This is a genomic window from Mucilaginibacter sp. SMC90 (genome assembly GCF_022811725.1).
In the GTDB taxonomy this organism is placed as follows: domain Bacteria; phylum Bacteroidota; class Bacteroidia; order Sphingobacteriales; family Sphingobacteriaceae; genus Mucilaginibacter.
Map to the genome: position 1 here is coordinate 4,500,894 of NZ_CP094527.1, position 12,385 is coordinate 4,513,278.

Annotated in this window: 9 protein-coding genes; 4 read left to right on the forward strand and 5 right to left on the reverse strand. The window is 42.4% G+C overall.

Annotated features, from left to right (window positions below; genetic code table 11):
• Positions 1 to 21 precede the first annotated feature (21 nt).
• Positions 22 to 3,105, reverse strand: coding sequence for a TonB-dependent receptor (locus tag MTO98_RS19100; RefSeq protein ID WP_243480482.1), 3,084 nt, complete (start codon positions 3,103 to 3,105; stop codon positions 22 to 24).
• A 668-nt stretch (positions 3,106 to 3,773) separates the two neighbouring features.
• Between MTO98_RS19100 and MTO98_RS19105 the strand changes: the two genes are divergently transcribed.
• Genes MTO98_RS19105 through MTO98_RS19115 form a run of 3 tightly spaced genes read left to right on the forward strand, consistent with a single transcriptional unit; the run spans position 3,774 to position 7,957 of the window.
• A complete protein-coding gene (locus MTO98_RS19105) occupies positions 3,774 to 4,592 on the forward strand; it encodes a phytanoyl-CoA dioxygenase family protein (RefSeq protein ID WP_243480483.1) in 819 nt (272 codons plus the stop codon).
• A 36-nt stretch (positions 4,593 to 4,628) separates the two neighbouring features.
• Positions 4,629 to 7,121: a hypothetical protein gene (locus tag MTO98_RS19110; RefSeq protein WP_243480484.1), complete on the forward strand. Its 2,493-nt coding sequence runs from the start codon at positions 4,629 to 4,631 to the stop codon at positions 7,119 to 7,121.
• A gap of 14 nt (positions 7,122 to 7,135) precedes the next feature.
• Positions 7,136 to 7,957: a sugar phosphate isomerase/epimerase gene (locus MTO98_RS19115; protein ID WP_243480485.1), complete on the forward strand. Its 822-nt coding sequence runs from the start codon at positions 7,136 to 7,138 to the stop codon at positions 7,955 to 7,957.
• On the opposite strand, the gene MTO98_RS19120 is transcribed toward MTO98_RS19115, so the two are convergent.
• Complete coding sequence (locus MTO98_RS19120) at positions 7,932 to 8,837, reverse strand: AraC family transcriptional regulator (RefSeq protein WP_243480486.1); 906 nt, start codon at positions 8,835 to 8,837, stop codon at positions 7,932 to 7,934. The two genes, MTO98_RS19115 and MTO98_RS19120, sit on opposite strands and share 26 nt — an antisense overlap.
• Positions 8,838 to 9,211: 374 nt before the next feature.
• Complete coding sequence (locus MTO98_RS19125; RefSeq protein WP_243480487.1) at positions 9,212 to 10,228, reverse strand: phosphotransferase; 1,017 nt, start codon at positions 10,226 to 10,228, stop codon at positions 9,212 to 9,214.
• Positions 10,229 to 10,549: 321 nt separating this feature from the next.
• Between MTO98_RS19125 and MTO98_RS19130 the strand changes: the two genes are divergently transcribed.
• Positions 10,550 to 10,783, forward strand: coding sequence for a thioredoxin family protein (locus MTO98_RS19130; protein ID WP_243480488.1), 234 nt, complete (start codon positions 10,550 to 10,552; stop codon positions 10,781 to 10,783).
• Positions 10,784 to 10,882: 99 nt separating this feature from the next.
• On the opposite strand, the gene MTO98_RS19135 is transcribed toward MTO98_RS19130, so the two are convergent.
• Together MTO98_RS19135 and MTO98_RS19140 are read right to left on the reverse strand one after the other, a co-directional pair.
• Positions 10,883 to 11,773 (reverse strand): dihydrodipicolinate synthase family protein, encoded by an 891-nt coding sequence (locus MTO98_RS19135; protein WP_243480489.1) that lies wholly within the window; start codon positions 11,771 to 11,773, stop codon positions 10,883 to 10,885.
• 49 nt (positions 11,774 to 11,822) lie between these two features.
• Complete coding sequence (locus MTO98_RS19140; RefSeq protein WP_243480490.1) at positions 11,823 to 12,332, reverse strand: cupin domain-containing protein; 510 nt, start codon at positions 12,330 to 12,332, stop codon at positions 11,823 to 11,825.
• Positions 12,333 to 12,385 lie beyond the last annotated feature (53 nt).

Genomic DNA, 12,385 nt, shown 5'->3' on the forward strand with positions numbered 1-12,385 from the left:
TATTTGCTAAAATATTCGATACTAAAAACTTGCGTTTAAGCCTGCAGATATGGTTCGCGGAATTGGATAGCCCGTAAAATCGCGGCCCTGGTTCAGACCGTTCAACCCAGCTAAACCTGCTTCGGGGTTCATGCCCGGGTACTTGGTGAAAATAAATGCGTTTTGCGCACTCAGCGTTATCCGGAAGCTTTTAAAATACTTATTGTTTTTAACCGGTACTGTATAGCCTAAGGTTATATTTTTTGCAGCTATATAATCGGCTTTAAACACCTGTCTGCTTGTAAAATTCCTGAAATCAGCCGTGGTTCCTGCCCTGGTTCTTGGGTAAATACCATCACCGGGATCTTGTTCTGATCTCCAGCGATTGGCCACACCTTTTCGCACGTTAAATACGCCATCCAGATTTTCGGTAGACTGGAATGCATCATCAGCAATATCATTCCCTACCGAACCGGCCAGCACAACGCTCAGATCAAAGTTTTTGTACGAGAAGCTATTGGTTATACCATAAACAAAGGTTGGGTTGGGGTTACCGATAAAAGTCCTGTCGTAGCTGTCAATTTTACCATCGGGAGTACCGTTGGGGCCACTAACATCTTTAAAACGGGCGGTACCTACCATAGCAGTTGCATCATGCGGCTGGGTATCAAATTCCTGTTGGGTCATGTAAACACCGGTGTTGATGTAGCCATAAAATAAGCCTATTGGGTGCCCTACTGCCGTTCTGTTATCATCCCAGTACTCGCTGTAGCCGCCAATTGGCGCATTGTTAGTACCTAAGCTTTTTACGAGGTTACGATCAAAAGAAATGTTGAAATTGGTATTCCATTTAAATGCACCGGTGAGGTTTTTTGAACCAATGGTAAACTCATGGCCCCAAAAATCAAACCGGCCAACGTTTGATGTGATACTTGAATAACCGGATTGAACAGGAATGTCAATACCATACAGTAAACCATCTGTTTTTTTCCAATAATAATCGTAAGTAAACGATATGCGGCTGTTAAACAATTCAAGGTCTAAACCCAAATCATAACCTGTTGTGGTTTCCCATGTAAGGCTGTTGTTACCGATGCCACTTAATGCTTTACCCGGAACTACCTGGTTGCTGAACACATAGTTGCTGGTATTAACCGAAGCAAGGTAGCTGTAATCGCCAATGTTATTGTTACCTACCTTACCCCAGTTTGCCCTTATTTTAAGGAAACTGATAGGCTTAATATTTTTCACAAACGCCTCGTCAGAAGCAACCCAGCCTGCAGATACCGATGGGAAGTTTCCGTACTTATTGTTTGGACCGAATTTAGACGAACCATCGCGGCTTAAGGCAAATTCAACAAGATACTTTGAATCGTAGTTATATTTAAAACGGCCTATATAACGTATAAGAGACCATTGTGTAGCACCTACATCGCCTAATTTAGTAGTGGCAGCACTTATCCATTGTACATTATCATCCGGAAATTGAGTACCGTTGATATTGCTGTTCTCATATGAATATTTTTGCGCCGTATAACCGGCAAGCACATCAAAGTTATGCTTACCTCCCAACGTTTTTTGATAGTTTAATGTATTTTCACTCAGCCAGGTAACAAAACTGCTGGTGTTATAGCTGCCTGTAGCAGGCTGAGGCGGCGCGCTTCCTAATCCGCCCTGAGCCGTAGATGGCGTAAATTGACGGTTAATGCTGTTATCGGTATTTACGTTTATAGTTGTTTTGAACTTAAGCCCATCAATGATCTTAAATTCGGCAAAGCCATTTGCAAGTACCCTTGCGGCCTTGGTTTTATTCACCTGTTGTGTAACAACGAGATAATAATTGGGGTTAGGGAACATACCTGGCTGTGAAAATGATACCGGGTAAGAGCCATCCGCATTTTTATAATTCAGCGTAGGGTCCATCAAGTAGGCATTCTCTATAATATTACGCCCGTTATCCAAACCAGGAACAACCTGGTTGTTACCATAGCTAAGCTCAAGGTTAACACCAAGCGTTAGCCTGTCTGATGCGGTGTAAATATTATTGGTCCTGGCAGTAAACCTTTCATCCTGTGAATTCAATACCACACCCTGCTGTTTGTTGTAGTTTAAATTAACAGTGGTTTTGATATCCTTAGTGCCTGAACTATAAGCCAGGTTATAATTTTGCGTTACAGCATTGCGCAGCAAAATATCAAACCAGTTGGTACCCGTTTGCCCCGCATATTGACTTGGGTTTTGATACACTTGCGGCACACCGCCGGTATAGCCTTCATATTTTGCGGCATCTTCATACCATTCTTTTTTATATTGTGCAAATTCCTGGGCGTTCATCAAGTCGGGCTTGCCACGGTCAGGTACCGACTGTACACCTGTGTAAGAACTGAAATCCAAGCTCTTTTGGCCATTTTTTGCCTGCTTTGTGGTAACCAGGATAACACCATTAGCAGCGCGCGAACCGTAAAGCGAAGCAGACGAAGCGTCCTTTAATACAGAGATTGATTCAATTTCATCAGGGCTCAAGCTTTGCAGGCCGCTTACAGATGGAAAACCGTCAATAACAATAAGCGGATTATTACCGGCATTAATTGAGGCCGCTCCGCGGATCCTGAAAGTCATTTCGGAACCTGGTGTACCAGAATTTTGATTGATTTGAACACCGGCGAGCTTGCCCTGCAATTTTTGCCCTATATTGGCAACCGGCATGTCTTTTACCTCGCTGGCTTTTATCGAGCTAATGGCACCTGTAACTTCACGCCTGTTTTGCGTTCCGTAACTTACTACAACTACCTCTTTAAGGTTTTGCGACAGCGACGCCAGGCGAATATCAATTGCCCCGGCATTTTGAACGGTAACCGATTGCTCTTTGTAACCGATATACCTGAACACCAACACGCCCCCAACCGGTGCGTTGATCTTAAATTTTCCGTTAACATCTGTTTGGGTTCCAATCGTAGTACCTTTTAATGATACCGAAACACCAACTATCGATTCGGAATTTACTGAATCTTTTACTGACCCGGTTACAGCTATCTGCGCCCGGGAGAGCTGCGGGATACAAAACAGCCCTAAAACTATAAGGGCGATGCATCTCCATGGTTTAAAAAGTAAACATTTTTTTTTCATAATTTTCAATTTGATTTTTGTACTATATTGGTTAAAATAAAGGCATAGAAAAGCCGGGCCACATTATGATGGCTTTTAAAAACAAGTGATTTCAATAAAAAACAATGAGCTATCTCCTGACGAAATAATTAAAATGACATTGCAGGAGAATGGCTAATGTGATGCATCACGGACTATTTGACTTATCCTCTTTAGGAAAAGTCATCAACCCGAAACATACTTTTACCCAATGCAATTTCGCAGGTAAAACGTTTTTGTAAGCAGGCATAATGTTTATCATAGTAAAAAGGTTAACAGCCTGTTGGCTATTTAAAATTTAATCGAATTGCCTGAAGCAGGCAATGGTATATAATTGTTATTTCAAAACTATACCAACAAGGGAGGCTTTCAAATGCCCAATTTGCACTTTAGTTTGTACTTTTTGGCAATTCTGCTACGGTAACATGTATTAATGCGGGCATTAAATGATAAATAATGCCGGGATTTCATGAAAAAAACGGCTTTTCAGGCACTCAACTGTTATTTTGTATAACAATTGGGAGTAAAAGACCTTCCGGGGTAAAAATCAGATTTGCCAGAAAGTACAAAAAAAACCAAATTCTGTATTAAACCGACTATTTCAATTTGCGATAATTTTGAAATCGTAAACCAAAAGACACTAAATCCATATGAGAAATGAATTATCGCAGCAAGACATTGCACAATACCGCCGTGACGGCTTTTTAGTTATTGAGAATTTTTTATCGGCAGAGGAACTGGATTTCTGGAGGGGTGCCCTTGATGAAGCCGTTGCTAAAAGAAACGGAAATAAAATGCCCGACCGTAAGGAGGTATACGGCAAAGGCGACGATGCCGATAAATCATATTATGACAACGTTTTTGACCAGTTGATTAACTTATGGCAGGATAATGAGAAAATTAAACAGGTTATGCTTGATGAGCGCTTGGGCAAAATGGCAGCTCAGCTTTCGGGCTGCGACGGGATAAGAATCTGGCATGACCAGGCTTTGATCAAGAAACCATGGGCCAACCCAACCTCCTGGCATCTTGATACCCCATACTGGTCGTTCAGTGATCGCCGGGCATTATCTATCTGGGTTGCACTTGATGACGCTACTTACGAAAACGGCTGCTTGTTTTTTATCCCCGGCTCCTATCACCAAACAACTTTTGAAAACCCTGGTATAGGCAAAAATATGGGTGCTATATTTACTACCTACCCCGAATTTAAAGCAAGCAAATCTGTTGCGGCACCAATGAAAGCGGGTAGCTGCTCTTTTCACAACGGACTAACCATTCATGGAGCTCATGCTAATATGACACCTGGGTTTAGACGTGCAATGACCTGCGCTTACATGCCCGACGGGAATGTTTTTAACGGCACCCAAAACATCTTGTCAGATGAGGTGGCGGGCCAGCTTAAAATTGGCGATTTGCTGAATAATAACACAATCAACCCACTTATTTACAGCGAAATACAAAAATAAAATACCAAGTTTTATTTACCAAAACCATTCAACCATATGTCCCGATTAATTTCTATCGTTTTGATTTTGTTCCTGTTGCCGATCGTTTCGTTTGCAAATACCGGCACCGGCTTAACGCATAATCTTGCTGCTAAAACCATCACTATTACCGTGCCCGACAAGAAACTATCTATTACGATAGATTACTCGGCAGGATGCATGATTAAGCGATTAGACATAAATGGCCATAATACCCTATCTGCCAATGGTATTCAAACCGGCATTCAAACTAAAAACGGCGAGTATTTATCAGTACGCAGCAAAGCTGTTTTAACGGTTACTGAAGGCGCAGGCCACTTCATTATCAAAGGCATCACTTATGGCGATGATGTTGTTAAAATTGCAGAAACCTGGGATTTTGAGTTAAAGAATGGCAAAATACTTTGGAGTATTACCCGCGATTACAGCAATTCTGCCGTTTTAGAAGATATGGCATTCCCGAAATGGAATTTTGCCGATCTATCTGTATGGAAAGGCGGCATTTTGGATAATGGCGGTATGGTGTGGTGTAAATATCTCAAGCAAATAAACGACACTTATGGCGTACACACGGGCGGGGTAACGTTCTGGAATGCCCAATCAGGAGACGGTTTACGCATAACGCCAACGTCGAAAGCCGGAAATTCCGTTGCGTCCAAATATTCGCACAGTAATAAAAACGAATTTACCTGCGCACAAATAATAAGTGATAGCACATTGGGGCAACGTTATAATCTAAGCCGCTTCGTATCAAAAAAAGCAGATGTGTTTGCCCCGGTTGAAATTAAAAAAGGCAAAGTATCAGTACAGTATGAGCTGCAATATGTGGACTATTTTGCAAAGTACTCCAGGGGAACGCTCAATGGTATCGATGCCCTATCTGTAAGGGAACTGCTTAATACTACAGGGAGGTATGGCGTAGTGGATAATAACATTGTTGGCGGTAATGGATGGCTAACCAACTGGAAATGTATGCATGAGCCGTTTTTTGCCCAAATAGGAATGGCATTGAATGATAAAAACTATACCCGAAATTTTTCGGCAACGCTTGATCAGGAACGCGACCAGGCCATGCTGCCTGATGGGCGGGTTTTATCGCGCTGGCACAATGTACCGGGAGATGAAATACCTGGCACTTACAATACCCAAACAGGGTATTACGAAGCTATGTGGGGTTACACAGTTGATTCACAAACAGGCTATGTAATTAATGCCAGCGAACAATTTGACCTTAACGGAGATATAAAATGGCTAAAATCGCACCAGGAAAGCTGCGAACGGGCCCTGGCGTGGCTTATCAAACGAGACTCGAACAATAACGGCATTTTTGAGATGGTAAATAATAATGTTGCCGAGAAAAAAGCCAGCGATTGGCTCGATATTGTTTGGGCAAGCTATGAAAACGCATTTGTAAATGCTCAAATGTACGAAGCCTTAAAGCTTTGGGCCGATTGTGAAAAAACGCTGAACAATCCGGAAAAATCCGCCTATTATCATTCAGTTGCGGAGCGCCTTAAGGCAGCTTTTAATAAACCTGTTGAGCAGGGCGGCTTTTGGTCGGCAGATAAAAAGCAATACGTTTACTGGCGCGATAATGATGGATCAGTTCATGGCGACAACCTTGTAACGCCCGTTAATTTTGCTGCTATAGCTTTCGGGTTGTGTGACGACAAAACGCGAATTGCACAAATCCTCGGTCAGATTGAACAGCGTACAACAAATGAGCATTTGTTTCATTGGCCGCTTTGTTTTGATTCGTTCAAAAGAGAGGAAGTATCAGACGGAAACTGGCCTTTTCCCAAATATGAAAACGGCGATATATTTCCAACCTGGGGTTATCTTGGCGTACGTGCATACACGGCCTACAATAAAGACATCGCCCTCAAATACGTCCGCAATATCCTGGCCCAATATCAAAAAGACGGACTTTCGTCGCAGCGGTACAGCAGGGTAACCCAACATGGCCTCGGCGAAGATATCTTAGCGGGGATCTGCACAACAATTACAGGCCTATACCGCGACATTTACGGTATCCGCCCTAAGTGGAACAGAATGGGACTTGAACCCAACATGACCGAGGCGCTTAACGGCACGCAGTTTTCTTATACATTACGTGATATTGTGTATCAGCTTAAGTTAAATGTAAACGATTATACCATTCATACCAATACTTTTTCGGTAAACAGCAAAGAAAGCTTTGGCGTATCCGGCGGCAGGCACAAACTAACTTATTATCATAATAACCAGGATACTGCCAGCTTGCAAATACAGTCGGCATCGGCCAAACCTGTAAAAATTAATGTTAACTCATGGAATTATGATGCGATATCGTGGACAATGCTGTCAAAGGATACTTACAACTTTACCATCACTGGTTTGGATGCCGGTTCTGTTTACCAACTATTGATAAATAATACCATTCAGCATATAAAAGCAGATAGTGATGGACGCGTCACCTTGAAGAAAGCATGTAATGGTACACTGAATTTCCAGGTTAAAAAAAGTGTGTAGTCATTTCCAAATCAATGAAGATCAAAATACTTAGTCCTCAATGGGGGCATGAACACCTTCCTATCCACCAGTTTCTTGATAAGATCAGGACTAACGGTTACGATGGCGTAGATACATGGATCCCACAAAATCAGGATGATAAGCGGATATTGTTTGATTATCTGCAAAAGTACGAAATGCACATAGTAAGCCATCAGCATCGGGCAGCGGGCAACACTTTCAAAGAATTTAAAGCGTCATTTATCGAAAACCTCCAGGAATGTGCAGAGCCTGGGCCGCTGCTCATCAATTCGCATACCGGGCGCGACTATTTTTCATTTGCGCAAAACCTTGAACTGGTAGATGCAGCCCAGGAATTCTCGGCAAAAACAGGCATCAGGGTTGTTCATGAAACACACCGGGGGCGATTAGGCTATTCGCCTCAAATGACAAGTGAGTTTTTTGCTGCCCGGCCGGATTTCAGAATAACCGCTGATTTTTCGCATTGGGTATGTGTAACCGAAAGCATGCTTGAAAACTTTACGGCCATACTTAATGAGGCCATTACCCGCAGTAGTTATATCCACGCACGAGTGGGTTTTGAACAGGGACCGCAGGTGGCAGACCCTCGTGCACCGGAGTGGGCATATGCGCTTAACAAGTTCTTAAGCTGGTGGGATCAAATCGTTTCGGAAAATGCTCAAAAAGGTTTTGACATATTGCCGGTAACTACCGAATTTGGCCCTGAACCCTACATGCCTAAAGTACCTTTCAGCGATAGGCCAATGGTAAACCAATTTGAAATAAACTGTTATATGAAGGATTTACTCATCAATCGCTACCATCATTTTCGATGAAAGCCTCCTCATTATCCCTGTAATGCTTAGGAGATACACCATTCTTTTTTTTAAACAGTTTAGAAAAATAAAACACCGACTCAAACCCGGTTTGCTCGGCAACTTCATTGATATTTAAAATTGTGGTGGCAAGCAGGCTTTTGGCCCTTTCCAAACGAAGATTAAGGTGATATTGATTAGGAGATTCGCCCGTTATGCGTTTGAAAGATTTACGAAAGGATGAGTAGCCCATAGGCAGCTGTTTTGCCAGTTTCTCCATATCCAGGTTATCTTCAAATGATTCCTGGATAATAAATTTGGCTTTTGCTATCAGCTTGCCAATAGGATCGTTCACATATTCATGATGCTGAACTACATTGCTGATCAGGCCCAGGATTTGCATAGTTATACCGGCAATTTGCTGCGGGTAACCAGGTAACGATGCTTGTACAGTTTCAATCAACTGTCTGAAAAAAATCAGGATGTCTTTATTAAGGCCTAAAAAAACAAACGGGTTCTCCCTGTCAAAAATCCCCTGATCCATCAGCTTTTCTACAAAGCAGCCGTTGAACCCAACCCAGTATTCTTCCCATCCTATATTAGGATCGGGTTTGTAACGATGCAAAACGCCGGGGTATAGAAAAAAGCATGTCCCGGCTAAAACTTCCGACGGCTCTGTAAGATCGGAAGCGTAAACACCTTTACCTTTTGAAATAAAGATGATATAAAAATCATTGAGTATACGCCCTCTGTTCCAGGTTAACTCGTGGCTTTGAGGGTGTTGCTGATTGGGGTAATTATCATTGGGATCAACCTTAGAATACCCTACCGTTGTAACATACATCCCCCAGCGTTCTTCAAACGGGCCTGTGTTTAAATATTTAAAATAACTTTTCTGCAATTTAATTAAATTTTAAAACGAAGCTATTTGTATACGCCAGTCGCCTGCATTAAATTCATTAATGAGATTTCTTTAGGCGTACCGAAAGCTCCAGTTACCAACAGATAAATGACACCGGTAAAAAAGTTCATTATTGGTTACAAACAAGCATACTTAATAAAAGTGTTTCAGCTATCCCCATCTGTCTTTAAAATCAAATTTTAAAGATTCGGCAATGCTTTCTAAATAACGTAAAAGCCTGCAAAACAAAGATGCCTGCAGGCTTACTACAATTCATAAAGTCACCCAATTCACTTCGATAGGTCGAGGTTTCAACCTCGCCTCGCTGTTTTAGGCAAGAAGTGTACCGGTACATTTACTGCAAATGATAAGGCCTAATCCATCAGTTGGAATTTTTCAAGCGAGTCAGCAAAGCGGGGCGTGCGCATTTGAGCAACGGCGGTATTAAGCAGCGCTTTTGCATACATTAGCTGGCCCTCATATACCGCCAATGATATTTTACCGGAGCCCATTAAAGCACCGAAAGCTTTCATATCAACTCCGTCCATTTCCTGGCTATGCTTGTAACCGGTTGGTTTACAGTTAACAGCCAACTGAAACATAAGCATCGAATAAATGATACGGCAGATTTGACGCATTGTGTAAAAACAGGCCTTCTGATAATCATCAGCTTCATGACCAAAATACGCGCATAGAAAAACCGATTCCAGATCTTCGGTATGCACAAAAAAGTTAGCGGCATTTGCAAGGTCAATATATCTGTCGTTCAACGCGGCAGCATCCCAGTCAATGATCCACAACTTTTCATCAGCACACAAAATATTGCCTGGATTGAGATCGTTATGGCTAAATACCTTATCGGCAGTTGTTCGGGGATATACATCCTTCAGCATTTCATAGTTCAGAAAACATTCTTCAAATACCGGCCCGGATATCATATTACTTTTTTTGAACTGGTGGATCAGGCCGTCAACAGTTTCAAATAAATCAGTGCCTTTAGTATCAAATGGTATGGCGTGAATGCCTTTGATAGTTGCTGCAAGTTCTGTCACCAATTTATCAGGTGTAAAAAAGCTGTGTACAGGTTTGCTATCGATAAAATCACTTATCGCAACACCTTGTTGCCGGTCATTATAATACAGTTTCGGGGCAACGCCTGCAGCGGCCGCAAGTTCAAGAGGGACGGCGGATTTAGCTTCAGTGTTCTCCGGATTCAGCTTTAATGTATAAGCACGGTTGTTCACAACAATTTTGTAAACCGAAGAACCAGATAACCCACCGGATAATAACGAAACATCGGTAACGTTGGCAGAATTAAAGGCCCTTAATAATGCCGCTTCAACGGCCGGCCTTCTTTCAGCTGGAATAACAGAAAAATGATTCAATGGCATAGATGTAGATTTTAATGCGCGCTAAATTTAAGGGATAATTTGATGTTTTGTCTACCCGGTAGAAAACCAGTTTAATGGCTGACATTTCTGAAAGAGTCAACTATTACTAAAAACCAGGCATTGTCTTGAAGTTATTGCATCGCTGTTTCTATCTACAAATTTAACCTATGAGGTTTTCGAAGCCGGCCCTGCAATGGCTTGTCGGTCTAATCAATACCCAACCAGTTTAGATTGGTAAAACACAAAACTGGATCAGGGTGGCGTTAAGACTCCTGGCTATGTTTGTTCTGACAATAAGTTTATCAAATTAACTTTTCAAAAATGACAAAATCAATTTTCTATCATGCCGGATGCCCGGTATGTGTAAGTGCAGAACAAGACATCATCAGCCTTATCGGCGAATCAAATGTAGAAGTAGTAAACATTGGTGAAGACAGAGGCCGTATCGCCGAAGCAGAACAAGCCGGCATTAAGTCGGTGCCTGCCCTTGTAACACCTAACGGCAACGTATTACACATTAACTTCGGTGCTTCGTTAGCAGACGTTAAAGGATAAACTATCTATCCACAAAGGCTGTATCAAAATCAAATGATACAGCCTCTTTGTTATAATCATAATTGGGGCCACTGAAATTATTGACCTCTTCAATAGCTATTACGCCGTAACCTTTGTGCCCTGAAGAATCTTGCCCAGTTCTTCCGTTTCCGTAAGACTAAGCGCCCGAAGCGGACTTCTTAGCTCCCCTCCTTTTCCGCCAAGCAATTCCAGTCCGGCTTTAATCGCTCTCGGCAGGCCTTTCGCAACAATAAATTTCAGCAGGTCTATCTGCTCCAGAAATATTTGCTGCGCTCCGGTCAGATCATTCAATTTAATTTTTTCATATAAACCCAAATTGAGTTCGGGTATAAGGTTAGGTGCGGCTGTGCACCATCCTGTTGCACCGGCAGCAAATGCCGCCAATGCCAAAGGGTTTGAACCGTTGTAAAATGCTACATCTTCGCCCAACTCACGTTTCAGGTAATGCATACGCTGTACATCGCCGGTGCTTTCTTTGATCATAGTTACGTTGGGGATCTCTAATAAACGTTTCAATAAAGCCGGAGACATGTCTACGCCTCCTGTTGCCGGGTTGTTGTATGCCATGATAGGTACATTGATCTTTGATGCTACCGCATCATAGTGTTTCACTATCTCGTCATCAGTTAGTTTCCAATAACTCATTGGTATGATCATTACCGCTGTTGCGCCCGCCTTTTCGGCAAATTGCGCGTGATACACCGTTCTTTCAGTAGTTAGGTTTGATACACCAACCAATGTAGGTACACGGCCATTTACTTGCTGGATGGTCGCTTCAGTGATCGCCTCTTTTTCTGCGTCAGTAAGATAGGGAAGCACACCTGTACTGCCCAGGGGTGCAATACCATGTGAGCCTGAGATAACCAGGCGTTCTACCAGTGTTTTAAACAACTGGATATCAACTCGTTCATTTTGATCAAATGGAGTAATGGGATAAGCAATAATCCCTTTAAATGGAACATTTTTCATGTGCTATATATTTTTTGCCACTTAAAAAAAGGGCGCGTGAGTAAATTGATTAAAGGTCCCGGCCTTCTTCTTCGCGCAGCGCGACACCGAGATTTTGCAGTTGTGGTGCATTTTCGCAAGCAATGTATCTGGCCGGCTCGGTATCACTCAGGTTCTGGTGCCTGTGCCAGGCCCACGAAGGAATGTATACTGCATCCCCTTTTTGCCATTCTACCTTTTCATCTTCAATTTCGGTGTAACCTTTTCCCTCCAGCACGTAAAGTACAGTCTCGTAAGTATGACGGTGTCTGTTAGTAAGCTGCCCCGGCAGCAAACCGCCAATAGTCATACTCACGTTTTTACTCGGCAGGTCAACGAAAAACACGGGGTGTTTGCGTTCTGTAGAGAACTGGTTGTGCTCACCGGCATTCTCCACATTGCGGTGAACCAAATAAGGAGGTTTTACAAACAACGGCCTTGCGAAAGTTTTATGAAAATCTTTTGAACTAAATTGTTTTTGTTCGTCATGAACTGCCGTTCTGAATTCAGTCTCGGTGGCATTGAATTTTGTGTTTGACATCTTAAAAAAATTAAGTGTTGTTGCATTATTGCACTACAAAAATGCTGTACATT

Coding starts and splice junctions, on each gene's coding strand:
- MTO98_RS19105 (WP_243480483.1), top strand. CDS start 3,774: ATGAGAAATGAATTATCGCAGCAAGACATTGCACAATACCGCCGTGAC.
- MTO98_RS19100 (WP_243480482.1), bottom strand. CDS start 3,105: ATGAAAAAAAAATGTTTACTTTTTAAACCATGGAGATGCATCGCCCTT.
- MTO98_RS19140 (WP_243480490.1), bottom strand. CDS start 12,332: ATGTCAAACACAAAATTCAATGCCACCGAGACTGAATTCAGAACGGCA.
- MTO98_RS19110 (WP_243480484.1), top strand. CDS start 4,629: ATGTCCCGATTAATTTCTATCGTTTTGATTTTGTTCCTGTTGCCGATC.
- MTO98_RS19135 (WP_243480489.1), bottom strand. CDS start 11,773: ATGAAAAATGTTCCATTTAAAGGGATTATTGCTTATCCCATTACTCCA.
- MTO98_RS19125 (WP_243480487.1), bottom strand. CDS start 10,228: ATGCCATTGAATCATTTTTCTGTTATTCCAGCTGAAAGAAGGCCGGCC.
- MTO98_RS19130 (WP_243480488.1), top strand. CDS start 10,550: ATGACAAAATCAATTTTCTATCATGCCGGATGCCCGGTATGTGTAAGT.
- MTO98_RS19115 (WP_243480485.1), top strand. CDS start 7,136: ATGAAGATCAAAATACTTAGTCCTCAATGGGGGCATGAACACCTTCCT.